19 protein-coding genes are annotated in these 26347 nt (G+C 67.3%); 13 read left to right on the forward strand and 6 right to left on the reverse strand.

Features of this window, described 5'->3' with window-relative positions; genetic code table 11:
• Positions 1-123: 123 nt before the first annotated feature.
• Positions 124-1467 carry an amidase gene (locus ACX12D_RS08130; protein WP_459373580.1) on the reverse strand — a complete coding sequence of 448 codons (1344 nt, stop codon included), beginning with the start codon at positions 1465-1467 and terminating at the stop codon, positions 124-126.
• 315 nt (positions 1468-1782) lie between these two features.
• On the opposite strand from ACX12D_RS08130, the gene ACX12D_RS08135 reads away from it, so the two are divergent.
• The 8 genes from ACX12D_RS08135 (at position 1783) to ACX12D_RS08170 (ending at position 16057) form a co-directional block, all read left to right on the forward strand.
• Entirely contained in the window at positions 1783-2451 is a 669-nt protein-coding gene (locus ACX12D_RS08135) for a winged helix DNA-binding protein (protein WP_459373581.1), read from the forward strand.
• A 106-nt stretch (positions 2452-2557) separates the two neighbouring features.
• Positions 2558-6208, forward strand: coding sequence for a hydantoinase B/oxoprolinase family protein (locus tag ACX12D_RS08140; RefSeq protein ID WP_459373582.1), 3651 nt, complete (start codon positions 2558-2560; stop codon positions 6206-6208).
• Between the two features lie 469 nt (positions 6209-6677).
• A complete protein-coding gene (locus ACX12D_RS08145; protein WP_459373584.1) occupies positions 6678-9041 on the forward strand; it encodes a hypothetical protein in 2364 nt (787 codons plus the stop codon).
• Between the two features lie 21 nt (positions 9042-9062).
• Positions 9063-10937 carry a GMC family oxidoreductase gene (locus tag ACX12D_RS08150; RefSeq protein WP_459373585.1) on the forward strand — a complete coding sequence of 625 codons (1875 nt, stop codon included), beginning with the start codon at positions 9063-9065 and terminating at the stop codon, positions 10935-10937.
• A 40-nt stretch (positions 10938-10977) separates the two neighbouring features.
• The gene (locus ACX12D_RS08155; RefSeq protein WP_459373586.1) at positions 10978-11118 is read left to right on the forward strand and encodes a hypothetical protein; all 141 of its coding nucleotides are present in this window, start codon (positions 10978-10980) and stop codon (positions 11116-11118) included.
• Positions 11118-13394 carry a xanthine dehydrogenase family protein molybdopterin-binding subunit gene (locus ACX12D_RS08160; RefSeq protein ID WP_459373587.1) on the forward strand — a complete coding sequence of 759 codons (2277 nt, stop codon included), beginning with the start codon at positions 11118-11120 and terminating at the stop codon, positions 13392-13394. Before ACX12D_RS08155 ends, ACX12D_RS08160 begins: the two co-directional genes overlap by 1 nt.
• A gap of 16 nt (positions 13395-13410) precedes the next feature.
• On the forward strand, positions 13411-13869 hold the full coding sequence (locus tag ACX12D_RS08165; RefSeq protein ID WP_459373588.1) for a (2Fe-2S)-binding protein: 459 nt from the start codon (positions 13411-13413) through the stop codon (positions 13867-13869).
• A 259-nt stretch (positions 13870-14128) separates the two neighbouring features.
• On the forward strand, positions 14129-16057 hold the full coding sequence (locus tag ACX12D_RS08170; RefSeq protein WP_459373589.1) for an alkyl/aryl-sulfatase: 1929 nt from the start codon (positions 14129-14131) through the stop codon (positions 16055-16057).
• 56 nt (positions 16058-16113) lie between these two features.
• Here the strand turns inward: ACX12D_RS08170 and ACX12D_RS08175 are convergent, their stop codons facing one another.
• Entirely contained in the window at positions 16114-16254 is a 141-nt protein-coding gene (locus ACX12D_RS08175) for a hypothetical protein (protein WP_459373590.1), read from the reverse strand.
• Between the two features lie 222 nt (positions 16255-16476).
• On the opposite strand from ACX12D_RS08175, the gene purL reads away from it, so the two are divergent.
• The 3 genes from purL (at position 16477) to ACX12D_RS08190 (ending at position 21314) form a co-directional block, all read left to right on the forward strand.
• Positions 16477-20523 carry a phosphoribosylformylglycinamidine synthase gene (purL, locus tag ACX12D_RS08180; protein ID WP_459373591.1) on the forward strand — a complete coding sequence of 1349 codons (4047 nt, stop codon included), beginning with the start codon at positions 16477-16479 and terminating at the stop codon, positions 20521-20523.
• A 240-nt stretch (positions 20524-20763) separates the two neighbouring features.
• Entirely contained in the window at positions 20764-21033 is a 270-nt protein-coding gene (locus tag ACX12D_RS08185) for a CopG family ribbon-helix-helix protein (RefSeq protein WP_459373592.1), read from the forward strand.
• The gene (locus tag ACX12D_RS08190; RefSeq protein WP_459373593.1) at positions 21033-21314 is read left to right on the forward strand and encodes a type II toxin-antitoxin system RelE/ParE family toxin; all 282 of its coding nucleotides are present in this window, start codon (positions 21033-21035) and stop codon (positions 21312-21314) included. The genes ACX12D_RS08185 and ACX12D_RS08190 overlap by 1 nt, the downstream gene beginning before the upstream one ends.
• 11 nt (positions 21315-21325) lie before the next feature.
• Here ACX12D_RS08190 and ACX12D_RS08195 read toward each other — a convergent pair whose 3' ends face one another.
• The 4 genes from ACX12D_RS08195 to ACX12D_RS08210 form a co-directional block, all read right to left on the reverse strand.
• Entirely contained in the window at positions 21326-21646 is a 321-nt protein-coding gene (locus ACX12D_RS08195) for a hypothetical protein (RefSeq protein ID WP_459373594.1), read from the reverse strand.
• Positions 21647-21899: 253 nt separating this feature from the next.
• Positions 21900-22652, reverse strand: coding sequence for a molybdopterin-dependent oxidoreductase (locus ACX12D_RS08200; protein ID WP_459373966.1), 753 nt, complete (start codon positions 22650-22652; stop codon positions 21900-21902).
• Positions 22653-22681: 29 nt separating this feature from the next.
• Positions 22682-23329, reverse strand: a complete 648-nt coding sequence (locus ACX12D_RS08205) for a cytochrome b/b6 domain-containing protein (protein ID WP_459373595.1) — start codon at positions 23327-23329, stop codon at positions 22682-22684.
• Positions 23330-23390: 61 nt separating this feature from the next.
• Entirely contained in the window at positions 23391-24032 is a 642-nt protein-coding gene (locus tag ACX12D_RS08210) for a hypothetical protein (RefSeq protein WP_459373596.1), read from the reverse strand.
• 147 nt (positions 24033-24179) lie between these two features.
• On the opposite strand from ACX12D_RS08210, the gene ACX12D_RS08215 reads away from it, so the two are divergent.
• Entirely contained in the window at positions 24180-24851 is a 672-nt protein-coding gene (locus ACX12D_RS08215) for a heavy metal response regulator transcription factor (RefSeq protein WP_441630866.1), read from the forward strand.
• The gene (locus ACX12D_RS08220) at positions 24848-26272 is read left to right on the forward strand and encodes a heavy metal sensor histidine kinase (RefSeq protein ID WP_459373597.1); all 1425 of its coding nucleotides are present in this window, start codon (positions 24848-24850) and stop codon (positions 26270-26272) included. The genes ACX12D_RS08215 and ACX12D_RS08220 overlap by 4 nt, the downstream gene beginning before the upstream one ends.
• The last annotated feature ends 75 nt before the right edge of the window (positions 26273-26347 follow it).

Here is a 26347-nt window from a genome sequence, read left to right on the forward strand (position 1 = left end):
GCATCGATCTCTCCTGGTTAGTCGTTGCGGCTACGTCTGTCTTGGTTTTTGTTCTGAAGTCGTCTTGCCCGCGCCACCTGGCTCAGGGGTGGCGCGGGTTACCTCTGCTCTTGCCGCGGCGCCTCAGGCGGCCGGCTTGATGATGGATTCCAATGCAATTGCCGTGCCTAGCAGTTGCGCGTCGCGCAGCGCACCGTGCGAGAGCATCAGGCCTACGGGCAACTCGTCCGGCTGGTGGCAAGGCAGCGAGATGGAGCAGCCATCGAGGAAGTTGAACGCCGACGTATTGCGCAGCAGCAGGGCGTTGGTGCGGAAGAACAGCGCGTCGTCCGCCACCAGCGGGGCGATCGGCGGCGCCACCATCGGCACGGTGGGGCAGGCCACGGCGTCGAAGCCTTCGAGGCGGGCGGCAACCCGCGTGATCCAGTCGAGGCGGGCGCGCATCAGGTCCACGTAGTCGGCCGCGCTCATGGCCGCGCCGCGGTCGATGCGCGACGCTACGCGCGGATCGTATTGCTCGCGCCGCGTGGCCAGCACGTGGCGGTGGATGGCATGCGCCTCGGCGGCGGTGAAGCCGCCGCTGGCGTTGATGGTGGCCAGCTCGGCCAGCTCCGGCAGGTCGATGTGCTCGATCTGCACGCCGGCCGCGGACAGCCGGCCGAGGGCGCGGTCGAACGCGCGCGCCACCGTGTCATCGAGGTCGTCAAGCAGGACCTGGCGCGGGATGGCCAGGCGGATGCCCGCTGCGCCCTTGATGACGGGGAGCACCGCCTGGTCGGCGATCACGCTGTCCACCAGCACGCAATCCTGCACCGTGCGCGCCATGGCGCAGGCGGTGTCCAGCGTATAGGAGAGCGGGAAGGCGCCGTCCAGCGGCACGCGCCGGGCGGTCGGCTTGAAGCCGGTCAGCCCGCACAGGGCAGCCGGGATGCGGATGGAGCCGCCGGTGTCACTGCCCAGCCCCGCCACCGCCAGGCCTAGCGCCACGGACACCGCGGCGCCCGACGACGAGCCGCCGGGAATGCGCGCGACCTGCTTGTCCACCGGGTTGACCGGGGTGCCGAAATGCGGGTTGATGCCCACGCCCGAGAAGGCGAACTCGGTCATGTTGGTGCGCCCGACCAGCGCCGCGCCGCTCTCGCGCAACCGGCGCACCACCGTGGCGTCGGCCGTGGCCGCCAGCGCGTCGCTGCGCACCGGCGAGCCGGCGCGCGAGGCTTCGCCGGCGATGTTGAACAGGTCCTTGACCGAGACCGGCAGGCCTGCCAGCGGATGCAGCGGCTTGCCCGCCAGGCAGGCCGCGTCGGCGGCCTTGGCGACCTGCGCGGCGGTGTCGAAGGTGGTGTGCAGGAACACGGCGTGCGCGTCCGGCTGCTGCGCGTGCTGCGCAGCCTGGGCGATCACGTCGGCGCGGGAGATCGCGCCATCGTGAAGTCTTGTCTGTAATGTCTGGATATCCGTAGGCATGGGGCTCGCGATCAGTCGCGCTCAGGAGGGGTCCGATCGAGTCTATCCAGTGCGTCCGCGCTGCGCAACCAGCCCATGGCGGGGCACGCCGGCGTCCCCGCGATAGTGCGCAATCCGCGCTTCCCGCGTTCCCCGCCCTTTTTTCGTGCAGAATCCACGGTGACATCCCCGATGTTTTGCTTGGATTTATTTTGTGTTTATCCTCATAATTTGTTAATAAACTGTCAAGCCAAATATGGTGGCCAGGACATCGGGGATACACCTAGTCATCCTTGTCGTTCGCTGCGCACACCAACCCCTGAAAGGAGTGAAGACATGGCGCGTAAGCCAGCAATCGAGCCAGCAATCGAGCCAGTAGCGCAGCCAGCAATCGAGCCAGTAGCCCAGCTGGCAACCGGGCCAGCAGCCGGGCCAGCGGCCGTTCACGCCGAGGGTGGCCAAGCGAGCGCCAGATCCGCGGCCAGCGCGCTGGCGCGTCCGTTGGGCCCCAATATCGTTTCGTCTTCGCACCTGGTGTCGGAGCGCAGCCCGGAGCTGTCGGAGTTCGAGTTCGGCCTGAACACGGCCTACAACGCCTACAGCCGCTGGGTGGTGCGCTGCATGGGCGCCTCCGGCGTGCGCGACCTGACCTTCCTGGACGTGCTGGTGCTGCATCACGTCAACCACCGGGCGCGCCCCAAGCGGCTCGCCGATATCTGCTTCGTGCTCAACGTCGAGGACACCCATCTCGTCACCTACGCGCTCAAGAAGCTGCAGGGCCTGGCGCTGGTGGAGGGCGAGCGCATCGGCAAGGAAGCCACCTACATCACCACTCCCGCCGGCACCGAGGCCTGCGCGCGCTACCGCGAGATCCGTGAGCAATGCCTGACCAGCAACTTCTCCGCCGGCAGTGCCGAGAACGTGGAGATCGGCGAGCTGGCACGGCTGCTGCGTGTGCTGACCGGCCTGTACGAGCAGGCCGCACGCTCGGCGACGTCCCTGTAGCAGCAAGGAAACCGCGCGCGGCCGGCCTGCATCCCGGCCGCGCCGCCGCCTGAGCGCCCGTTTTTTTCCCCGACATCTCCATCACGCCCTAGAAGGAAGCCCCCGTATGCCGCAGTCGCTGCCATCCTCCGCTGCCGTTGTTTCGGACCGCCGCCGCTGGCAATTCTGGATCGATCGCGGCGGCACCTTCACCGATGTGGTGGGGCTCCGGCCGGATGGCACGGTGGTCACGCACAAGCTGTTGTCCGAGAACCCGGAGCAGTACAGCGATGCCGCCGTGGCCGGCATCCGCCACCTGCTGGGGCTGGCCCCGGGCGAGCCGGTCACGCCGGCGCAGGTGGAAGTGGTGAAGATGGGCACCACCGTTGCGACCAATGCCTTGCTGGAGCGCAAGGGCGAGCCGGTGGCGCTGTTCATCACGCGCGGCTTTCGCGATGCGCTGCGCATCGCCTACCAGAACCGGCCGCGCCTGTTCGACCTGAACATCGTGCTGCCGGAGCTGCTCTACCGCGAGGTGGTGGAGGTGGGCGAGCGCCTGGATGCGCAGGGCGAAACGGTGACGCCGCTCGACGAAGCCGCGCTGCGCGCCGATATGCAGCGCGTGTTCGACAGCGGCATCCGCGCCATCGCCATCGTGTTCCTGCACGGCTACCGCCAGGCGGTGCACGAGCAGGCCGCCGCGCGGATCGCCCGCGAGACCGGCTTTACGCAGATTTCCGTCTCGCACCAGGTGTCGCCGCTGATGAAGCTGGTCTCGCGTGGCGACACCACGGTGGTGGACGCCTACCTGTCGCCGATCCTGCGCCGCTATGTCGGGCAAGTGGAGCAGCAGATGCCGGGCGTGCGCCTGCAGTTCATGCAGAGCAGCGGCGGCCTGACCGATGCGCACCGCTTCCAGGGCAAGGACGCTATCCTGTCCGGCCCGGCCGGCGGCATCGTCGGCATGGTGCGCTCATCGCAGAGCGCGGGCTTCGGGCGCATCATCGGCTTCGACATGGGCGGCACGTCGACCGATGTCTCGCACTTCAACGGCGATCATCCCAACGATTTCGAGCGCGTGTTCGAGACCAGCGTGGCGGGCGTGCGCATGCGCGCGCCCATGATGAGCATCCATACGGTGGCCGCCGGCGGCGGCTCCATCCTGCATTTCGATGGCAGCCGCTTCCGCGTCGGCCCCGATTCGGCTGGGGCCAACCCGGGGCCGGCGAGCTACCGGCGCGGCGGCCCGCTGGCGGTGACCGACTGCAATGTCATGCTCGGCAAGATCCAGCCGCGGCATTTTCCCGCGGTGTTTGGCCCACGCGCCGATGCCGCGCTGGACCGCGACACGGTGGTGGCCAGGTTCACGGCGCTGGCGCAAGCGGTAACGGAGGCGACCGGCGATCAACGCAGCGCCGAGCAGGTGGCCGAAGGCTTCATCGAGATCGCGGTCGGCAATATGGCCAACGCCATCAAGCAGATCTCCGTGCAGCGCGGCCACGACGTGACCGGCTACACACTGACCACCTTCGGCGGCGCCGGCGGGCAGCATGCCTGCCTGGTGGCGGACGCCCTCGGCATGCAGACCGTGTTCGTGCATCCGCTGGCGGGCGTGCTGTCGGCCTACGGCATGGGCCTGGCCGACCGCACCGCCATGCGCGAGCGCGCCGTGGAGACGCGCCTGGACGACCGTGCATTGCCCGCGTTGCAAGCCACGCTCGATGCGCTGGCAAGTGAAGCGCGCAAGGAACTGCTGGAGCAGGAAGTCGCCGAGGCGCAGATTGACGTGGTGCGCCGTGCGCACCTGCGCTACGAGGGCACGGATTCGGCGCTGGTGGTGCCGTTCGGCACCTTGCCTGCCATGCAGGCGGCGTTCGATGCCGCGTACCGCCAGCGCTATGCCTTCCTGATGCAGGGCAAGCCCCTGGTCGTGGAAGCCCTGTCGGTGGAAGCCATCGGCAGCAGCGAGCCGCCCGAGGAGAAGCTGCCCGACGCGCAGCCGCGCTGCGGCGGCCCCGTGCCGGCGGAGCGGGTGCGCATGTTCAGCGGCGGCGCCTGGCACGACACCGGCCTGTTCCCGCGCGATACGCTGCGCCCCGGCGACGTGCTGCCGGGCCCCGCCATCATCGCCGAGCGCAACGCCACCACGGTGGTCGAGCCCGGCTGGCAGGCTGAGCTGACCGCGCGCGACCACCTGGTGCTGACCCGTGCCGTGCCGCGTCCCCAGCGGCGCGCCATGGGCACCGACGCCGATCCGGTCATGCTGGAAGTCTTCAACAACCTGTTCATGTCGATCGCCGAGCAGATGGGCCAGCGGCTGCAGAACACGGCATACTCGGTCAACATCAAGGAACGGCTCGACTTCTCCTGCGCCATCTTCGATGCCAGCGGCAACCTGATCGCCAATGCCCCGCACATGCCGGTGCACCTGGGCTCGATGGGGGAGAGCATCAAGACGGTGATCGCGCGCAACGCCGGGCACATGGCCGATGGCGATGTCTACGTGCTCAACGACCCGTACAACGGCGGCACACACCTGCCGGACGTGACGGTGATCACGCCGGTCTTCGACGAGGCCGGCGAGGAGATCCTCTTCTACGTTGGCTCGCGCGGCCACCACGCCGATATCGGCGGCATCACGCCAGGCTCGATGCCGCCGGACTCCACGGTGGTGGAGGAAGAGGGCGTGATGATCGACAACTTTCCGCTGGTGAAGGCCGGCGTGCTCGACGATGCCGGCATGCGCGCATTGCTGGCGGGCGCGCGCTACCCGGCCCGCAATATCGACCAGAACATGGCCGACCTGCGCGCCCAGGTGGCGGCCAACGCCAAGGGCGTGGAAGAGCTGCGCAAGATGGTGGTGCAGTTCGGCCTGCCGGTGGTGCGCGCCTATATGGGCCATGTGCAGGACAACGCCGAGGAAGCCGTGCGCCGCGTCGTCACCGCGCTGAAGGACGGTGCTTATCGCTACCCGCTGGATAATGGCGCGCAAATCCAGGTACGCGTGACCGTGGATCAGGCCAGGCGCGAAGCCGTGGTGGACTTCACCGGCACTTCGGCGCAACTGCCCAACAACTTCAACGCGCCGCGCGCGGTATGCATGGCGGCTGTGCTCTACGTGTTCCGCACGCTGGTCAACGAGGACATCCCGCTCAACGCCGGCTGCCTCAAGCCGATCCACGTGATCATCCCCGAAGGCTCCATGCTCAATCCGTGCTATCCGGCCTCGGTGGTGTCCGGCAATGTGGAAACGTCCTCGTGCATCACCAACGCGCTGTATGGCGCGCTGGGCGTGGTGGCGGCCAGCCAGGGCACCATGAACAATTTCACTTTCGGCAACGCACGCTACCAGTACTACGAGACCATCTCCGGCGGCAGCGGCGCGGGGCAGGGTTTCAACGGCTGCGACGTGGTGCAGACCAATATGACCAACTCGCGCCTGACCGATCCGGAGGTGCTGGAATGGCGCTTCCCGGTGCGGCTGGAGAGCTATGAGATCCGGCCGGGCTCGGGTGGCGCGGGGCAGTGGCGCGGCGGCAACGGCGGCATCCGCAAGGTGCGCTTCCTGGAGCCGATGACGGCGTCGATCCTGTCCAACAACCGCTTGCACGCACCGTTCGGCATGGCCGGCGGCGAGCCCGGCGCCATGGGCCGCAACTACGTGGTGCGGTGTGATGGCAGCGAGCAAGCGCTGGGCCATGTCGGGCGTTGCGAGATGAAAGCGGGCGATGTCTTCGTGGTGGAAACGCCGGGAGGCGGGGGCTACGGCAAGGTGTGAGGGCCTGGCGGGGCGAGCCGGGGCGCAATGCTCCGGCTCGTTGCGCGCGCTTCGCGGGCGCGACAAATTTTCATTTCCATTTATTTCCAACAGATCAGTCTTTCGTCACTTCCTGAATGTCCGATCCATCGTTTTCGCCAGGTTTGGCACGCCTGGCGTCGCTGCCGGACACATCGCGTTGCAGCAATTTCCTTGACTTATCCTCAGGTGATTCCTAGGTTTATGAAGACCCCGGGGGGCGAGGCCATCGTGCAGCATGTGGTCCTTCGCGGGGGGCAAGGGAGGGACCGCGGTGACGCCACGCAGCAGATCAATCGTTCTTGGTATCGCATTGATTGGCGCATTGATCGGCGCGCTCGCCGCGGGCGGGTGTTCCAGGCCGGAGCCGGGCCAAGTCCTTGACGAGGCGAAGCAGGCCGGCCGGGGCCCGGAAACGTTCCGGCACGCATCGGAGGACTATTTCCACGGCATGGATCGTGGCGTTGCGCTGACCCAGGAAGAAATCGCCGGCCGCAATATGTGGCTGGTGTGGAGCGGCGGCAACGACAGGTTCTGGGACGACATGACGAACTTCACGTTCGGCGCGTTCGACCTGCTCAAGTCCATCAGCTCGCATCCGAGCCAGGGCTATTCCCGCGACACCCGCTGGCGCTATCTGGGCCTGCTCAACGAGCCCTGCTTCGAAAAGCCCGCGGGGCCCGATCCGCAGCGCTTCGGGCTGTGGCTGGACCAACGGGTCAAGGATTGCCCGGCCGACCCCTTCGAGAACGAGCAAGCCTATCCGGGCGTCAAGATTGGCGCGCGCGGCACCACGTTCGCCAATGGCGCGAAGCTGCCGGTGGGTTCTTACTACGGCTACCCCACGGGCATCATCGGCTTGCGGCTGTTCCCCAACCCGGCCTTTGACGAGAAGGCCGCGAAGGCATGGGATCCGCAGCGCTATTACACCGATCCCAAGTACTACAACCGCGCGGATCTCGTGCGGCCCTATCGCGTTGGCATGGCATGCGGTTTCTGCCACGTGGGCCCGAGCCCGATCCATCCCCCCGGGGATCCCGCGCACCCGCAATGGCCCGAGCTGAGTTCCACGGTGGGCGCGCAGTACATGTGGGTAGACCGGCTGTTCATCCATAACGCATCGACGCCCGAAGGCCGGCAGAACTTCATGTTCCAGCTCGTGCATACCTTCCGCCCGGGCACCATGGATACTTCGCTGGTGTCCACGGACAACATCAACAACCCCCGCACCATGAACGCGCTCTACGACCTGACGGCGCGCATGGGCGTGGCCAAGCGCATCGGCGAAGAAAAGCTGGCCGGGGGCGAGCTGAACAACCGGCAGCTCAACGACTTCGTCAAGACCGGCGCGTTGACGCAATTCTACGCGCCGCCCGACACGGTATGGACGCCGCACGTCCTCAAGGACGGCGCCGATTCGGTCGGCGTGCTGGGCGCATTGAACCGGGTGTACCTGAATATCGGCCTGTTCAGCGAGGAATGGCTGCTGCACTTCAACCCGATCCTTGGCGGCAAGGCGATCTCGCCCATCGAGCTTGCCGTGGCGCAGAAGAACTCGAGCTACTGGAGGGCGACGGAAGCCGGCACGACCAACATGGCGCTGTTCCTGCTGAAGGCGACCCCGCCGGACCACTTGCGCGATGCCCCGGGCGGCGCCGGCTTCCTGGGCGATACCTCCACGCCGGCCGGCGCGCAGATGCTCGACCGGGGCAAGGTCGTGTTCGCGGACACTTGCGCGCGCTGCCATTCCAGCAAGGCGCCGCCGCCGCCGGCCAGCCTGAACCTGCAGAACTGCGCGGGCCCGAACTATCTCGCCTGCTTCATGCGGTACTGGAAATGGACGCAGACGGATGCGTTCAAAGCGCAGATGCGCGAGATGGTCAAGGCGCCGGACTTCCTGGCGGGCAACTATCTGTCATCCGATGCGCGCATTCCCGCCACGCTGCTGCGGACCAACGTGTGCAGCCCGCTTGCGACCAATGCGTTGCGCGGAAATATCTGGGACAACTTCTCGTCGGAGTCATACAAGACGCTGCCCTCGGTGGGTAGCGTCACCCTCAACGACCCCTTCACCGGCGAGCGCTGGCATTACCGGATGCCGGCCGGCGGCCGCGGCTATACCCGCGTGCCCTCGCTGATCAGCGTTTGGTCGACGGCGCCGTTCCTGCTCAACAACACGCTTGGGCCCTTCAGCGAGGATCCGTCGGTTGCCAGCCGCATCAAGGTCTTCGATGCGTCCATCGAGCAGTTGCTCTGGCCCGAGAAGCGCGTGCATGACGACATCCTGGGCGCCAAGGTGCCGGGCACCATCGACCGCACCACCGAGCGCAGCCAGATCACGGTGCCGGAGGGCTTCGTGCCGGATGCGCTCAAGCCGTTGCAGGGCTTCATGCACCGCTATGCGCCGTGGCTGGTGGGGGCGGGCGGCGATGTGACCATCGGGCCGGCGCCCAAGCAGATGCCGGTCAACCTGCTGGCCAATATCCAGCCGCTGTCGGAAACCAGCGATGTCGGCGCCAAGGCCGAGCACGCGGCCAAGGTGGTGGGCCTTGCGCTCAAGCTGAGATCGGACCTGGCCTCCGTGCCCGAGGGCGCGACCGACGCGGATCTGGGCAAGACCTACGCCAACCTGGTCAAGCCCATGCTGGCACTCAGCAAGTGCCCGGATTTTGTCGTGAACCGCGGCCACTACTTCGGCACGGCGGAGTTCAACAACCAGGCTGGCCTGAGCGCCGATGAGCAATCGTTCGGGCAGGAGCCGGTATTGAGCGATGACGACAAACGGGCCTTGATTGCCTTTCTCAAGACGTTTTGACGTAGGCGGCGCGGCGGGGATATGTCTGCTCCAGGCGAACAAGGATGGGATTACGTGATCGTCGGTTCCGGCGCGGGGGGCGGCACGCTCGCCGCGCGGCTGGCGGAGGCGGGCATGCGCGTATTCCTGCTCGAGGCCGGCAACGACGCGCGCGAGCCTGGCACGGCTTGCATGCCGGAGGACTACGAGGTGCCGGCGTTTCACGCCTGCGCCTCCGAGAATCCGGCGATGAGCTGGAATTTCTTTGTGCGCCACTACGCGGATGAAGCGCAGCAGCGCAGGGACCCGAAGTACGGCAGCGAAGGCGTGCTCTATCCCCGCGCGGCGACGCTGGGCGGCTGCACCGCGCACAACGCGATGATCTTCCTCTACCCGCACGACTCGGACTGGGACGGCATTGCCGAGCTGACCGGCGACCACTCGTGGAAAGCCGCCCGCATGCGCCGGTACGCCAAGACGCTGGAGCAATGCCGGCACCGTCCGCTGTGGGCGCTCGCGCGCCGCCTTGGCTTCGATCCCACGGCGCACGGCTGGGACGGATGGCTCAGCACCGAGCGCGCGTTCCCGCTGGAAGCGCTGACCGACAATGCGCTCACGCGCTTGATCCTGGGCTCCATGGAACTGGCGGCGCGCAGCGTGCCGCGGCGCCTGCACGCGGTCCTGAGCTTCTTGCGCTGGCAGGGCGACCCGAACGCCAGGATCTGGGGAAGGCGATGTTTCAAAGGCGTTTGCTACACGCCGCTTTCCACGCGCGGGCATGCCCGCAACGGCGCGCGCGAACGGGTGCTCGACGTGGCAACCCGCCTGCCGTCGTGCTTGCATATCGAGATGGACGCGCTGGCCACGCGCGTGCTGCTGGACGCGCACGGCACGGCGACCGGTGTCGAATACCTGAAAGGCAAGCGACTCTACCAGGCCCATGTCTCGCCAAGCACGGCGCCCGGCGTGCGCCATGCGGTGCACGCGCGCCGTGAGGTGATCCTGGCGGGCGGCGCGTTCAATACGCCGCAACTGCTGATGCTGTCGGGCATTGGCCCGGCCGAGCACCTTCGCGCGCACGGCATTGCCGTGAACGTGGACTTGCCGGGTGTCGGGCGCAATCTCCAGGATCGCTATGAGGTGGGCGTGGTAAGCCAGATGGCGCAGCCGTGGCGCATCCTCGATGGCGCCCGCTTCCAGAAGGATGATCCGGCCTATTGCAGCTGGCGCGACGGCCGGCATGGGGTCTACACCTCCAACGGCGTGGCGGTCGCGGTGGCACGGCGCTCGCGCAAATCCGCGCCCGTGCCGGATGTGTTCTGCATGGCGCTGGTCGAGCATTTCACCGGCTATTTCCCGGGTTACTCCAAGCTCTTCGCCCAGAGCGACGACGCACTCACCTGGGCCATTCTCAAGGCGCACACGCGCAACCGCGCGGGCACGGTGCGGCTGCGCTCCGCGAATCCGCTCGAACCGCCCTTGATCAATTTCCACTATTTCGAAGAAGGCGGGGCGGGGGCGGACGAGGATCTGCGCGCGGTGATCGACGCCATCCGCTTTGTGCGCAAGCTGGCAGCGCCGCTGACCGAGTGCGGCGTGATCGCGCAGGAGCAGCTTCCTGGCGCGCACCTGCGCAGCGACGATGAGCTGGCCGGCTATGTGCGCGACAACGCCTGGGGGCATCACGCTTCGTGCAGTTGCGCCATCGGCGCGCGCGAGGCGGGCGGCGTGCTGGGCAGCGATTTTTCCGTGCATGGCACGCAAGGGCTGCGGGTTGTCGATGCGTCCGTCTTCCCGAGGATTCCCGGCTTTTTCCTGGCCAGCGCGGTCTACATGATTGCCGAGAAGGCGGCCGATGTGCTCTTGCGCGAAGCGAAGGCCACGGCGAAGGCGACCGCGGCGGCAGCGGCGCCATAGGCAGGCGACCCACATTGGAGGTGCGGATATGGCATGCGACGTGCGCACGCTGCTGGAAATGAGCCCGGACCAGCTTGACGATCTGTTTCGCGCCAGCCCGGCCGGCGACATGCCGGATGGCGAGGCCACCGGCATCGCGATCATCTCGCATCGCCTGATCGATTTCTGCTTCGCGTTCTGATGAAGCGCAGAACGTTCCTGGTCGGTGGCATCGGTGGCATCGGGGCAGCCGGCGCGTTGCTGATCGGCTGGTCGGTGCTGCCGCCACGGCAGCGGCTGGCCACATCGCAGCCCTTGCCGGCGGTTGGCACGCAGGTGGGGCTCAATGGCTGGGTCAAGGTAGCAGCGGACAACACCGTCACCATCATGATGTGCCGCTCCGAGATGGGGCAGGGCGTGCACACCGGCCTGGCCATGGTGCTGGCCGACGAACTGGATGCCAGCTGGGCGCACGTGAAGGTCGAGCACGCGCCCGTGGACAAGATCTACAACAACCTGGAGGTCGTCGTCGAGGATCTCCCGTTCCGCGCGGACGACGACGGCGTGGCCAGGCATCTGGCAGCCTGGCTGACCGCCAAGCTCATGCGCGAGATCGGCGAGATGGTGACAGGCGGCTCGTCGAGCCTCAATGACCTGTGGAACCCGATGCGCGAGGCCGGCGCATCCGCCCGCGCGATGTTGATCGGCGCGGCAGCCGCGCGCTGGAACGTGCCAGCGCGCGAGTGCCGCGCGCAGGACGGCAAGGTACTCCATCCCTCCGGGAAGACAGCCACCTTCGGTGAACTGGCGGCCCAGGCCGGGAAGCTCCCGCTGCCGGCAAAGGTGGTGCTGAAGACGCCATCCGAATTCAAGCTGATCGGCAAGGACATACGCCGCATCGAGGCCGCGTCCAAGCTCGATGGCACGGCGCGTTTTGGCATCGATGTGCTGCCCGAGGGCCTGCTGTACGCCAGCGTGACGATGTGCCCGACGCTGGGCGGCACGGTGGCGAGCTTCGACGGCGCGGTTGCCGCCGCCATGCCGGGCGTTGTCAAGGTGCTCGCGGTCGATGCCTACAACGGCGGCACCGGCGGGGTGGCGGTGATCGCTGACAACGCGTACCGGGCCATGAAGGCGCTGGATGCGGTCAAGATCGTGTGGAACCCTGGCCCCGCCGCCTCGCTGTCCAGCCCGGAGGTGAGCCGCCGTCTCGCGCAGGCGCTGGACGCCTCCGACGGCCACGCCTATTACCGGCACGGCGATGTCGAGGCGGCATTGCAGTCAGCCGCCAGGCCCGTCAGCGCCGAGTACAGCGCGCCCTACCTCGCGCATGGGGCGGTGGAGCCCATCAACTGCACGGCGCAGGTGCGCGACGGCGCGGCCAGGGTCTGGGTCTCGACGCAGTTGCCCGGCCTGGCGCGCCGGGCGGCCTCGAAGGTTCTCGGCATCGATGCCGACAAGGTCGATGTGCAGCCGCAACTGATCGGTGGCGCGTTCGGGCGGCGGCTGGAGGTGGATTTCATCTCCCAGGCCGTGGCCATCGCGCGCGCGGGCGGTGGGCGGCCGGTGCAGACGATCTGGTCGCGGGTCCAGGACACCACGCACGATTTCTACCGGCCCGCCTGCCTCTCGCGCTTCAAGGCCGGGCTCGATGGCGCGGGCAACCTGGTGGCCTGGCACAACACGTCGGCCAGCCAGGCGATCGTGCCGGCCATGCTGGCGCGCTTGCTTGGCCTGCCCGGCCTGGGCATCGACAAGACCACGACGGAAGGCGCGTTCGACCGGCCCTACGAATGGCCGAACGCGCGCGTCGGGCACGTGATTGTCGATCTGCCGGTGCCGGTGGGCTTCTGGCGCTCGGTTGGGCACTCGCACCAGGCATTTTTCACCGAGAGCTTTATCGACGAACTGGCGGCGGCCGCCGGCAAGGATCCCGTTGCCTTTCGCGCCGGCCTGCTGGTCAAGCATCCGCGTCATCTGGCTGTGTTGCACATGGCCGCGGACAAGGCCGGCTGGGGAAAGCCGCTAGGGAAGACGGCAGACGGCGCCGCGCGCGCACGCGGGGTGGCGCTGCACGAGGCATACGGCAGCATCGTCGCGCAGGTGGCGGAGGTGTCCGTGGCGCCGGACAAGGCCGTGCGTGTGCACCGGGTGGTCTGCGCGATCGATTGCGGGATGCCCGTGAACCCGAACCTGATCCGCCAGCAGATGGAAGGCGCGATCATCTTCGGCTTGTCGGCCGCGCTGTTTGAGGAGATCACGATCGCCGATGGCCAGGTGCAGCAGAAAACGTTTGGCGACTTCCCCGTCATCCTCATGAACAACTGCCCGGCAATCGAAACCCACATCCTGCCAAGCCAGGGCCATCCCCAGGGTGTGGGTGAGCCGGGCACGCCGCCCATTGCGCCGGCGGTGGCCAATGCCCTGTTTGCGCTGACGGGACAGCGCCTGCGCGCGTTGCCCTTGAAACTGGCCTGAGTCCCGGGAGAAAGCCATGCTGCCCCTGAACATCAACGGTAAGACGGTGTCCGTGCAGTCCGATCCGGATACCCCGCTGCTGTGGGTACTGCGGTGCGAGCTGGGGTTGACCGGCACCAAATATGGCTGCGGTATCGGCGTTTGCCGGGCCTGTACGGTGCATTTGAACGGCACGCCGCAGGTTGCCTGCATGAGCCCGGTCTCCACGCTGGCCAATATCCGGATCGTGACCATCGAAGGCTTGCGCGGCGCGCAGGCGCAAGCCCTGAAGGCCGCCTGGCTCGATCTGGACGTGGTGCAGTGCGGTTACTGCCAGAGCGCGCAGCTCATGACCGCCAGCGCGCTCCTGAGAAGCATCCCAAAGCCTAGCGATGCCGACATCGATAAGGCGATGGAGCACATTGTCTGCCGCTGCGGCACCTACCCGCGGATCCGCGCTGCCATCCACCAGGCCGCCGGGCAGCCACGCATCTGAGGCAGCCCCGCTTGGCGAGGGTTTTTACCGATAACGTGAACGCAGGGCGCGACAAAGAATGAAACCCGAATTCCTGTTCAGGTTTTTCGCGCCATGCCCATCGAGGCGAAGCCGCCCTTTGCGCTTGCCGCGCCGCCGCGGCTAACAAGCGGGTTGCGTTCGATCATCCATTGCACTGCGTGCCGATTCACCCTGTGCGGACCGGTCCCGGCGTTGTTGGCTTACCTGAACATCGTCAACGCGCCACCAAGGAGACCCCATGCCGGACAACGCAAGCTGTGCCCACGCGGCCACGGCTGACTTTCATCGCCTGCTGGCGCGCGAGCTGCCCGAGCACGACGAACAGGACTGGGAAGACGCGCAGCGCGGCTTTGTCGGCACCATCCCCAATGCCAAGGTGGCGCGCGCCAACGGCCACGGCGTGTGGAACCTGGAGGCCTATGGCTTCCTGGACGCCGCCGAGGCGCCGGATACCGTCAACCCCAGCCTGTGGCGGCAGGCGCGCCTGAACCGCATCCACGGCCTGTTCCAGGTCACGCCGCGCATCTTCCAGGTGCGCGGGTTCGATATCGCCAATATCACCTTTATCGAAGGCGACACCGGCGTGATCGCGCTGGACGCGCTGACCTGCCCGGAGACCGCCGCGGCGGCGCTCGCGCTGTACCGGGCGCATCGCGGCAACCGCACGCTGCACACCGTGATCTACAGCCACAGCCACGCCGACCACTTTGGCGGCGTGGCGGGACTGGTTGACGAGGCCGACGTGCGCGCCGGGCGGGTCCAGGTGATCGCACCCTCCGGCTTCATGCACCACGCCATCGCCGAGAACGTGATCGGCGGCGTGGCCATGGCGCGCCGCGCGCAGTTTCAGTTTGGCCATACGCTGGCCAAGGGGCCGGCGGCGCAGGTGGATGCCGGCCTGGGCAAGACGCTGCCAATGGGCCGCTCCACGCTGATCGCGCCAACGCGGTCGATCGAGGCCGAGCACGAGATCCACGTGATCGACGGAGTGGAGATCGAGTTCCAGCTCACGCCTGAGACCGAGGCGCCCTCCGAGATGCACCTCTTCATCCCGTCCGAGGGCGCGCTCAACCTGGCCGAGAACGCTACCCACAATCTGCACAACCTGTGCCCGCTGCGGGGCGCCAAGGTGCGCGATGCGCTGGCGTGGTCCAAGTACCTGCACCGCGCGCTGCGCCGCTACGGCCCGCGTACCGAGGTGGTGCTGGCCCAGCACCACTGGCCGACCTGGGGCGCGGAGCGCGCCCGGCGCTTCCTGTCCGAGCAGCGTGACCTGTACCGCGTGCTGCACGACCAGACCGTGCGGCTGATGAGCCATGGGCTGAAAGCCGGCGAGATCGCTGAAGGGCTGCAACTGCCGGAGGCGCTGGCCAGGCGCTGGCACACGCGCGGCTATTACGGCACCGTGTCGCACAACGTCAAGGCGATCGTGCAGCACTACCTGAGCTGGTACGACGCGCACCCGGCCAACCTGCATGCGCTGCCGCCGGTGGCCGCCGCGCGCAAGCACCTGGAATACATGGGCGGCATCGACGCCGTGATGGCCAAGGCTCGCGCCGATTACGAGCGCGGCGAGTTCCGCTGGGTGGCCGAGGTGCTCAAGCACGCGGTCTACGCGCATCCCGCGCATGCCGAGGCGCGCGAGCTGGCGGCCCGCGCGCTGGAGCAGATGGGCTTCCAGGCCGAGTCGGCGACGTGGCGCAATGCCTACCTGCTGGCCGCGCGCGAGTATCGGGACGGGCCGCCGCAGGCCAATCCGCAGGGGCCGCCGGCCAACGCGCTGATGGGCGCGATGAGCAACGAGCTGTTGTTCGACGCGCTGGCGGTGCGCATCCACGGTCAGCGCGCGCAGGGCATGGCGTGCCAGATCGGCTGGCAGTTCACCGACAGCGGCGAGCATTGGCTGAGCACGCTGTCCAACTGCGCGCTGAGCAGCCTGCTGGTGGACGCGGCTGATGTGGCGGACACGGCGGACGTGGTCATCGAGACCCGCCGCGACACGCTCGACGCCGTCCTGGCCCGGCGCTGGACGGCGGCCGAGGCTGTGGCGCAAGGCCGGCTCACGCTGCGCGGCGATGTGTCGCTGCTGCCGCGCTTCATGGGCTTGCTGGACCAGTTCAGCGGCAGCTTCCCGGTGGTGGACGCGGCGCCCTGGCCGGACCGCTGAGCCGGCCACGGCCTCGCCGTCTGTGAATCGCAGCCGTTCTGGCTGGGGCTGCAAGGTCACGGCAAGGCCACGGTGGCGCTGGAGCCACAGCACGCGCTGGATGGCAACGCGGTGGCGTGGGCTGGGATGGGGCGGCCGTAGCGGGCCGTAGCGGGTAGCAGGGGGTAGCAGGCGGGATTGGGGTGGGGGAGGGTCATGTGATTTTTCAGGCGCAATTAGCCCAGATGTCGCCTGGCCCGCGTGATGGCTGCGGAGCTTGTCCGGGCCGCCGCCGCCTTTGTCCGTCAGGCCACCTCTGCTGCAACGCGGGAAACCCCCCTCGACAAGGTATAATCCTGGTTTCCCGCCAGCACGGCGCCCCAACCAGCGGCGCCGGCCGGTAGCAGCCCCTACCTCCTGCCCTCCCGACCGCTCAGACCATGGCGCATTTCTCGTGCTTCCCCGGTGCATTGGCGCTTTCCGCCTTTCGCCAGCAACGCCTGCTCACCGCCCTCAAGCAGATCGACGCCGACATCGAGTCGGTGCACGGCCAGTTCCTGCATTTTGTCGACACCGACGTGCCGCTGTCGCAAGACGACAGCGCCCGCATCGCCGCGCTGTTGACCTATGGCGCGCCGTTCGAGGCACAAACCGACGGTGATCGCTTTGTGGTGATTCCGCGCTTCGGCACCATCTCGCCGTGGGCCAGCAAGGCGACCGACATCGCGCATAACTGCGGCTTCGAGCATGTGCACCGCATCGAGCGCGGCATCGAGATCACCGTGATCTGCAAGAAGGGCCTGCTGCGCGGGCGCAAGACGCTGGATGCCGGCACGCGCGCCGCGGTGGCCGCCCACCTGTTCGACCGCATGACCGAAAGCGTGGTGGCTTCGCGTGAAGACGCCGCCGGCCTGTTCCAGGAACTGCCGGCCAAGCCGCTGCGGTTCATCGACATCTCCGGTGGCCGCGCCGCGCTGGCGCAAGCCAATACCGAAATGGGCCTGGCCCTGTCGGAAGACGAGATCGACTACCTGGTCGACGCCTACGCCAAGCTGGAACGCAACCCGACCGACGTCGAGCTGATGATGTTCGCGCAGGCCAACAGCGAGCACTGCCGCCACAAGATCTTCAACGCCACCTGGACCATCGACGGCGTGCAGCAGGACAAATCCCTGTTCGCCATGATCCGCAATACCCACCAGCTCAACCCGCAAGGGTCGATCGTGGCGTACTCGGACAACTCCGCGGTGATGGAAGGCGACGTGGCCGAGCGCTGGTTCCCGCGCGGCACCGGGCAGAAGTACGGCCGCCATGAGGCGCTGACCCACACGCTGATGAAGGTGGAGACGCACAACCACCCGACCGCCATCTCGCCGTTCCCCGGGGCCTCCACCGGCGCCGGCGGTGAAATCCGCGACGAAGGCGCCACCGGCCGTGGCGGCAAGCCCAAGGCTGGCCTGACCGGCTTCACGGTCTCCAACCTGATGCTGCCCGACGCCGTGGAAGGCTGGGAAAACGCGCGCGACGCCGCCCAGCCGGTGGCGCACCGCAATCCGGACGACAAGGTGAGCGTGACCGGCAAGCCGGACCGTATCGCCTCGCCGCTGCAAATCATGACCGAAGGCCCGCTTGGCGGCGCCGCGTTCAACAATGAATTCGGCCGTGCCATCCTGGGCGGATACTTCCGCGTCTACGAGCAAAATGTCGGCGGCACCGTGCGCGGCTACCACAAGCCGATCATGATCGCCGGCGGCATCGGCAACATCGACGCCGGCCACACGCACAAGAAGGCGCTGCCGGCCGGCTCGCTGCTGATCCAGCTGGGCGGCCCGGGCATGCGCATCGGCATGGGCGGCAGCGCCGCCAGCTCGATGGCGACCGGCACCAATACAGCCGACCTGGACTTCGATTCGGTCCAGCGCGGCAACCCGGAAATGGAGCGGCGCGCGCAGGAGGTCATCAACGCCTGCTGGCAGCTCGGCGACGACAATCCCATCCTGTCGATCCACGACGTGGGCGCGGGCGGCATCTCCAATGCCTTCCCCGAACTGGTGGACGGCGCGGGCCGCGGCGCGCGCTTCGACCTGCGCCAGGTGCACCTGGAAGAGTCGGGCATGAGCCCGGCCGAGATCTGGTGCAACGAGTCGCAGGAACGCTATGTGATGGCGGTGGCGCCGGAGTCCTTCCCGCTGTTCCAGACCATGTGCCAGCGCGAGCGTTCGCCGTTTGCCGTGGTGGGCGTCGCCACCGAAGAGCAGCAGCTGCAACTGGTCGACGCGCATGTCGACGCGGCGCTCAAGGAACACTATGCCGTGAACATGCCGATGGACGTGCTGCTGGGCAAGCCGCCGCGCATGCACCGCGACGTCAAGCATGTCGAGCAAAGCCTGCCCCCGGTGGACGTGACCGGCATCGCGCTGGACAAGGCCGTGCGCGACGTGCTGCGCCACCCGACCGTGGCCAGCAAGTCGTTCCTGATCACCATCGGCGACCGCACGGTTGGCGGCATGAACGCGCGCGACCAGATGGTCGGCCCCTGGCAGGTGCCGGTGGCCGACGTGGCCGTGACCACGCTCGACTACAAGGGCCGCGCGGGCGAAGCCATGACCATGGGCGAGCGCACGCCGCTGGCCGTGATCAACGCCCCCGCCTCGGGCCGCATGGCCATCGGCGAGGCGCTGACCAACCTGGCCGCCGCGCCGGTCAAGGACCTGGGCAAGGTCAAGCTGTCCGCCAACTGGATGGCCGCCTGCGGCGTGGACGGCGAAGACGCCAAGCTGTACGACACCGTGCACGCGGTCGGCATGGAACTGTGCCCGGCGCTGGGCATCAGCATCCCGGTGGGCAAGGATTCGCTGTCCATGCGCACCAAGTGGCAGGACGACGGCGTCGACAAGGAAGTGGTCGCGCCGGTCTCGCTGATCATCTCGGCGTTTGCCGCCGTGGATGACACCGACCGCACCCTGACCCCGCAACTGCGCACCGATGCGGGCGACAGCGTGCTGATCGCCATCGACCTCGGCCGTGGCAAGAACCGTCTCGGCGGCAGCATCCTGGCGCAGGTGACGCAGCAGGTCGGCGACACCACGCCGGACGTGGACAGCGCCGAAGACCTGAAGAATTTCTTCAACGTGATCCAGCGCCTGAACCGCGACGGCAAGCTGCTGGCTTACCACGACCGTTCCGACGGTGGCTTCATGGCAGCGCTGGCCGAGATGGCCTTTGCCGGCCATTGCGGCCTGTCGCTCAACGTCGACATGCTGGCGCTGGACCCCGTGCAGGAACAGGACTTCGGCGACGCCAAGAACTGGGCGCAGCAAATCTCCGGCCGCCGCGACGAGCAGACCCTGCGCGCGCTGTTCTCGGAAGAGCTCGGCGCGGTGATCCAGGTACGCCAGGAAGAGCGCGACGCCGTGTTCGCCGTGCTGCGCGAAGTTGGCCTGTCGGCCTGCAGCCACGTGGTGGGCAAGCCCAATGCCACCGACCAGATCGAGATCTACCGCGATGCCAAGAAGGTATTCGGCGCCGCGCGCAGCGAGCTGCAGCGCACCTGGAGCGAAGTCAGCTGGCGCATCGCGCGCCTGCGCGACAACCCGGCTTGCGCCGACAGCGAATACGATCGCGTGCTCGACGCGGCGGACCCGGGCATCTCGCCGGTGCTGACCTTCGATCCGGCGCAAGACATCGCCGCACCGTTCGTGGCCACCGGCGCGCGTCCGCGCGTGGCGATCCTGCGCGAGCAGGGCGTCAACTCGCAGATCGAAATGGCGTACAGCATGGACCGCGCCGGCTTCGACACGCACGACGTCCACATGAGCGACCTGATCGCCGGGCGCGCCAACCTGGCCGACTTCTCCGGCTTTGTCGCTTGCGGCGGCTTCAGCTACGGCGACGTGCTGGGTGCCGGCGAAGGCTGGGCCAAGACCATCCTGTTCAACGCGCAGATGGCCGAGCAGTTCGCGGCGTTCTTCAACCGCCAGGACACCTTCGCGCTGGGCGTGTGCAACGGCTGCCAGATGATGAGCAACCTCGCCCCGATCATCCCCGGCGCGGGCGCATGGCCCAAGTTCACCCGCAACCAGTCGGAACAGTACGAAGCGCGCTACGTCACCGTGGAAGTGCAATCCTCGCCGTCGATCTTCTTCGCCGGCATGGAAGGCAGCCGCATCCCCATCGTGGTGGCGCACGGCGAAGGCTTCGCCGACTTCTCGCAGCAAGGCGACAAGAGCCAGGCCCAGGTGGCGCTGCGTTTCGTGGACAACCACGGCGCGCCGACGCAAACCTACCCGCTGAACCCGAACGGCTCGCCGGACGGCATTACCTCAGTGACTACCACCGATGGCCGCTTCACCGTGCTGATGCCGCACCCGGAGCGCGTGTTCCGCACCGCCACCATGAGCTGGGCGCCGGACGCCTGGAAGCAGGTGGAAGACGGCGGCAGCCCGTGGATGCGCATGTTCCGCAACGCGCGCAAGTGGGTGGGTTGAACGGCCTGCTGTTTTTCGCGCTGTAGAAAGGAAAAGCCCGCTTCGCGCGGGCTTTTCCTTTTGTCGATGCGGGATTCACCGCGCGGGTTGGCTGCCTCAGGCAGGCCGCATTTCAATGCGCGCTCGGCGGAGTAACGCAAATAAGTGCTGAAAAATGCCCAAACAAACCTTCGGTTTGGACAGACCATCTTTAATCGCTATGATTCACTGTGATTCAACCCGCATCGAAGAGGACTAAATATGGCACAGACCGAAACCAAGGTGCTGACCGTGCATGTGCCGTTGCCACTGGCCGAGAAGGTCGATCAGTTGGCGACCCGCCTGGAGCGCTCGCGCGGCTGGATCATGAAGCAGGCCCTATCTGCCTGGATCGATCAGGAGGAAGAGCGCAGCCGGCTGACACGTGAAGCTTTGGCTGACGTGGACGCAGGTCGCGTGATCGATCATCAGGCTGTTCAGGCTTGGGCCGACGGTCTCGGCACGGACACGCCCCCGCCAGCCTCGCGCTGATGCTGATGGACCTGAAGTGGACCAGCAAGGCGCTCTCCGACCTGACACGCCTGTACGAGTTTTTGGCCCCCGTGAATAAGCTGGCAGCTGCGCGAACAGTCCAGGCTCTCGTGGCAGCACCTGCCAGTTTTCTGGCTCACCCACGCATCGGTGAGCAGCTTGATGAATTCGAACCCCGCGAGGTGCGGCGGATTCTTGTGGGGCACTATGAGATGCGCTATGAGATTCGGGATTCGACAATCTACGTGCTGCGGGTGTGGCACACCCGAGAGGATCGCTAAGACGATTTGCCTCAACCCCCCCGCCGTGTACTCCAGGCCTGATAAACGTAATACAACGGCCGCTGCGGATCCGATTGCCTGGCCGATGCCGGCGCCGCGCCGCGGATCTGCATGGTGACCAGGACCATGCGGGCGGCTTTCACGGGGGAGTAGCGGTCGCGCAGCGGCAGCATGGGCAGCACGGCGCGCCATTCCGGGGGCAGGCCATCGTGGCTGAAGGTGCCGAGCGCGCAGTAGCCCCATCCTTCGGATGTGAGGTGCCAGAGTTGCCGGTAGGGACTGCCGCCTGTTGCCACTGAAACCACCGAAACCACCGAAGCCACTGAAGCCATGGTCTCCCTCGTTCGCGCGCCGGTGCCCGCGGCGGGAGATCAGGCGGGCTTGCGCTATGCAGGCTGCGTGCCGGCCAGGGTGGCGGCGGCGCGCGTGGCCTTGATCCTTGATATTACCCATGTGCGGCGGCGGTGGGAATGCTCTACGCGCTTAGTGAGTGCGGCAGTGCGCACACCACGCACCGTGTTTGGTGCCCGGCATACAGTGCATCACCCGGAGTTCGTCACTTGCCGGCGGCGGTGCTTTCTTGTCCTACAGCCCGCTGAACCCGTTATACCCCTGGTCTTCCCAATAACCGCCCGGATTCTCGTTGGTCACGAAGAGTGCGGCGATATGCTTGGGGTTCTTGAAGCCGAGCTTGGTCGGCACCCGCAGCTTGAGCGGGTAGCCATACCGGGCGGGCAGCGGCTCGCTGCCAAAATCCAGCGCCAGCATGGTCTGCGGGTGCAGCGCGGTTTCCATGTCGAGGCTGGAGTAGTAGCGGTCCGCGCATTTGAAGCCGATATAGCGGGCGGTGGTGTCCGCGCCGATGCGTTCCAGGAAGGTGCGCAGCGCAACGCCGCGCCATTCGCCGATCGCGCTCCAGCCTTCGATGCAGATATGCCGCGTGATCTGCCCCGCCTGCGGCAGCGCGCGCAGTTGCGCCAGGCTCCATGTGCGCTTGTCGGCGACCAGCCCGGAGACTTCGAGGCGGTAGCCGGCACCGTCGACCTCCGGCACGTCGTACTCGGGATAGAAGGCGTTGAACGGGAAGGGCTGCGTGACCTGGCTGCGCGCGTAGGTGGGCGCGAGCCGGTTGCGGTTGAACAGCCAGGCCTGCACGCGATCGTTCCAGCGCGACATTGACCACAGCACCTTGTCCACGGCGTCGCCATCCTGCAAGGTGCAGCCCGCCAGCATGGACAGGGCGCCTAGCGACAGCGAGGAGCGCAGCAGCAGGCGCCGCTGGAGCTGCACGAGCTGGGGCTTGAAATCAGCCGCGCATGGCGGCTCCGAAGCCGGCATGACGATCCGCTTGCCATCGTTGGGGGCGCTCATGCTTTGACATCTCCATGGCCAGCGCGCCCGGCGCGTCCGGTCAACATTGGCAACAAGGTGGCCGGCACCAGGATGACCAGCGCCAGGTGAATCACCACAAAGCCCGCGATCCCCGCCATGGCAAAGAAATGCACATGGCGCGCCGTGTCGAACCCGCCAAACAGCGTCGCCAGCCAGTCCAGCTGCACGGGCTTCCAGATGGCCAGCCCGGATGCCACCACCAGCACGCCCAGCAGCAGCACCGCCACATACATCAGCCGCTGCACCGCGTTGTAGGCGCCGGGCCGGTGCGGCAGGCGCAGCCGGATGGCAAGCGACGCGTCACGCACGACGCCGCGCGCGCTCAGCGGCAGGAAGTGGCGCCGGAAATGCCGCGTGGCGAGGCCATAAGCCAGGTAGACCAGGCCATTGGCGGCCAGCAGCCACATGGCCGCGAAATGCCATGCGATCGAGCCGCCCAGCCAGCCGCCTACCGTCGCCCAGGCCGGAAATTTGAAGGCAAAGAGCGGCGAGGCGTTGTAGATTGCCCAGCCGCTCATCACCATGCAGGCCATGGCGAAGGCGTTGATCCAGTGCGTGGCGCGCACGACCAGCGGATGGACGATGGCGCGCCGCGCGGGTGCGGCCGAAGGAAACTTGCGCATGACGGGGAGCGTTGGTGGTACGGCAAGGAGCCAGGCCGGACAGCGCCGGCCCGGGCGGCTCTTACATCGGCGGCACGACGCCTTGCTTGCCGGCCGAGATAAAGCGCGCGGTCAGTCCGCCGTCGGCGCCTTTGCTGGCAAACAGCACGATATGCGCGCCGGGGACCAGCAAGGAGCGGTCGCCGGGTTCCAGGTTGACGATGGGCACGTCGTTGGGGATCACGATGCGCTTTTCGCCGTCGGGGTACTTCACGGTGATGGTGCGGCCGTTGCTGACCACCACGTTGCCTACGGTGCCGTTGGTCATGCTGCTGTTCTTGCCGAGGTCCCACGCACGGTGGCCTTCGCCGCTGCCCCGCATGCTGGGCGGGAACACGTGCACCTCGAGCGCCTTGAGCGAGCCATCCGCCTGCGGCACGGCGGCCGAGCCGATATAGCTGCCGGGCTTGATCTCATCGACCTTGGCCAGCGTCACCGCGCGCACCGCCGTGTCCTTGGTCAGGCCCACTTCCAGGTCCTGTCCCGACCGCGTGCGCACCTTCAGCGTGTCGCCGGCGAAGGCGGTCACGGTGCCGCGCACGCCGGTCGGCGTGGCGGCGGGAGCGGGCTGTGCCAGCACCGCGGGCGATGCGGCAAACATGGTGCCGGCGAGCAGCGCCGGGGCCACCAAGGTACGCGTCAACATGCTCGAAACGATCTTCATCCTGGAACTCCTGGTGCGTGGAAAGTGCTTCGTAGGTTAGGAGGATGGTCGGGTCGCTCGGATGACTTTTTGATGACCAAAATGTCATAAATCAGGGATCCGGCCACCGCTAGAATGGCGGCATACCCTTGAATGGCTTTGCGCATCATGAGCATCCTCGTCATCGAAGACGACCCCAAGACCGGCGATTACCTCAAGAAGGGTTTGCGCGAAAGCGGCTACGCCGTGGATCTCGCGCGCACCGGCACGGACGGCCTGCACATGGCGCTGGAGCATCCCTACGACCTCGTCGTGCTCGACGTGATGCTGCCGGGCATCGACGGTTGGGAAATCATGCGCACGCTGCGCGCGCGGCGCGACCTGCCGGTGATCTTCCTGACCGCGCGCGACCACGTCAACGACCGCATCCACGGGCTTGAGCTCGGCGCCGACGATTACCTGGTCAAGCCGTTCTCGTTCATCGAGCTGGTGCTGCGCATCCGCACGCTGCTGCGCCGCGGCGTGGTGCGCGAGGCGGAACTGTTCGAATTCGCCGACCTCAAGCTCGATGTCCTGCGCCGCAAGGTGACGCGCCAGGGCGTGGAGATCGTGCTGACCAACAAGGAATTCCTGCTGCTGCACCTGCTGGTCAAGCGCCAGGGCGAGGCGCTGTCGCGCACGCTGATCGCCGCCGAGGTGTGGGACATGAACTTCGACAGCGACACCAACGTCGTTGACGTGGCCATCAAGCGGCTGCGCGCCAAGGTCGACCAGCCCTTCGACAAGAAGCTCATCCATACCGTGCGCAGCATCGGCTATACCTTTGGCGAGGGCGCGTGAAAGCCTGGTCCTCGCGCTCGCTGACCGCGCGCACCACGTTGTCGTTCGCCGCGATTGCCTGCGTGGTGATCGGCGCGCTGGGCGCGTATTTCTACCAGTCCGTCAAGACCTCGATGGAGGCCCGCGCCGATCTGCAGCTGATCGGGCGCGTGGCGCATTTCCGCCGGCTGGCCAGCGATGTGTACACCGTCGGCGAGCTCAAGGACCGGCCTTTGCTGTTCGAATCCATGCTCGGCGCCGAGCGCGACGTGCTGATTTTCCGCAAGCCGGGCGAGCCGCCGTTTATCCACGTCAACCCGGACAACCTGCCGGTGCCGGCAAAGCTCGAGGCGTCCCCGCCGGGCGAGGGCGCCGGCCTGAGCGCGGCCAGCATCCTGCGCACCCGGCTGGACAACGGCGTGCCGGTGCACTGGGCGGCCGCGATGGCGCGCTCCAGCGAGGACGGCGGCGTGGTCGAGGTGATCGCCGCGCATCCGATGAGCAACGAATTGCGGATGCTCGCCGCCTACCGCGACCGCGTGGTGCTGGCCGCGCTGGTCGGCATGCTGGCGGCGACCGCGCTCGCTTTCTTCGCTATCCGGCGTGGGCTCAAGCCGGTTGGCAGCATCGCCGCGCGTGCCGCCGAGATCAGCCCGGCCAGCCTGGCGGTGCGCCTGGATGAACGGGATGCCCCCGCCGAGCTGCGTGGCCTCGTCGGCGCGTTCAACGCCATGCTGGACCGGCTGGCCGACGGCTACGAGCGGCTGTCCCAGTTCTCCGCCGACCTGGCTCACGAGATCCGCACGCCCGTGGGCGCGCTGATCGGCCAGACCCAGGTCACGCTGAGCCAGTCGCGCCGGCCGGAGGAATACCAGGACGTCCTCGAGTCCAACCTGGAGGAGCTGAACCGGCTTGGCCATATCGCCGAGAACATCCTGTTCCTGGCGCAGGCCGACCATGCCGGGCTGGTTATCGAGCGTGCCCCGGTGTCGCTGCCTGACGAGCTCAACAAGATCGCCGAGTATTTCGAAGGGCCGGCGGACGAGAAGGCGATGACATTCGAAGTGGAGGCGCTCGGCACGGTCTGGGCCAATCCGCTGCTGTGCCGCCGCGCCATCAACAACCTGGTGGTCAATGCCGTGCGCTACGGCACGCCGGGCAGCGTGGTGCGCCTGAGCAGTACCGAAGAGGCTGACGGCATTGTCGTTTCGGTAGAGAACCAGGGCGAGGCCATCCCGCAAGGCCAGCTCGACCGCCTGTTCGACCGCTTCTATCGCGGCGATGCCGCGCGCAGCCGGGTCACCGAGTCCAACGGCCTCGGCCTGGCTATCGTGAAGGCCATCATGGTGCTGCACGGCGGTGGCGTGAAGGCCAGTTGCCCCGCGCCAGGGCTGGTGCGGTTTGCGCTGCGGTTCCCGCGGCCGCAAGGGCCGGCTTCCTGAGCTTGTGGTGGCTGGCGCCTGCCAGCCGTGCGCGCGGGGTCCCCGCGCGCTTCATTGCCGTCTGGTTTTTAGCTT

Source organism: Cupriavidus sp. PET2-C1, assembly GCF_054515855.1.

Excerpts from the sequence above, each read along its gene's own strand:
- ACX12D_RS08130 (WP_459373580.1), bottom strand. The coding sequence starts at position 1,467 with ATGCCTACGGATATCCAGACATTACAGACAAGACTTCACGATGGCGCG.
- ACX12D_RS08135 (WP_459373581.1), top strand. The coding sequence starts at position 1,783 with ATGGCGCGTAAGCCAGCAATCGAGCCAGCAATCGAGCCAGTAGCGCAG.
- ACX12D_RS08140 (WP_459373582.1), top strand. The coding sequence starts at position 2,558 with ATGCCGCAGTCGCTGCCATCCTCCGCTGCCGTTGTTTCGGACCGCCGC.
- ACX12D_RS08145 (WP_459373584.1), top strand. The coding sequence starts at position 6,678 with ATGGATCGTGGCGTTGCGCTGACCCAGGAAGAAATCGCCGGCCGCAAT.
- ACX12D_RS08150 (WP_459373585.1), top strand. The coding sequence starts at position 9,063 with ATGTCTGCTCCAGGCGAACAAGGATGGGATTACGTGATCGTCGGTTCC.
- ACX12D_RS08160 (WP_459373587.1), top strand. The coding sequence starts at position 11,118 with ATGAAGCGCAGAACGTTCCTGGTCGGTGGCATCGGTGGCATCGGGGCA.
- ACX12D_RS08165 (WP_459373588.1), top strand. The coding sequence starts at position 13,411 with ATGCTGCCCCTGAACATCAACGGTAAGACGGTGTCCGTGCAGTCCGAT.
- ACX12D_RS08170 (WP_459373589.1), top strand. The coding sequence starts at position 14,129 with ATGCCGGACAACGCAAGCTGTGCCCACGCGGCCACGGCTGACTTTCAT.
- ACX12D_RS08175 (WP_459373590.1), bottom strand. The coding sequence starts at position 16,254 with ATGACCCTCCCCCACCCCAATCCCGCCTGCTACCCCCTGCTACCCGCT.
- purL (WP_459373591.1), top strand. The coding sequence starts at position 16,477 with ATGGCGCATTTCTCGTGCTTCCCCGGTGCATTGGCGCTTTCCGCCTTT.
- ACX12D_RS08185 (WP_459373592.1), top strand. The coding sequence starts at position 20,764 with ATGGCACAGACCGAAACCAAGGTGCTGACCGTGCATGTGCCGTTGCCA.
- ACX12D_RS08190 (WP_459373593.1), top strand. The coding sequence starts at position 21,033 with ATGCTGATGGACCTGAAGTGGACCAGCAAGGCGCTCTCCGACCTGACA.
- ACX12D_RS08195 (WP_459373594.1), bottom strand. The coding sequence starts at position 21,646 with ATGGCTTCAGTGGCTTCGGTGGTTTCGGTGGTTTCAGTGGCAACAGGC.
- ACX12D_RS08200 (WP_459373966.1), bottom strand. The coding sequence starts at position 22,652 with ATGCCGGCTTCGGAGCCGCCATGCGCGGCTGATTTCAAGCCCCAGCTC.
- ACX12D_RS08205 (WP_459373595.1), bottom strand. The coding sequence starts at position 23,329 with ATGCGCAAGTTTCCTTCGGCCGCACCCGCGCGGCGCGCCATCGTCCAT.
- ACX12D_RS08210 (WP_459373596.1), bottom strand. The coding sequence starts at position 24,032 with ATGAAGATCGTTTCGAGCATGTTGACGCGTACCTTGGTGGCCCCGGCG.
- ACX12D_RS08215 (WP_441630866.1), top strand. The coding sequence starts at position 24,180 with ATGAGCATCCTCGTCATCGAAGACGACCCCAAGACCGGCGATTACCTC.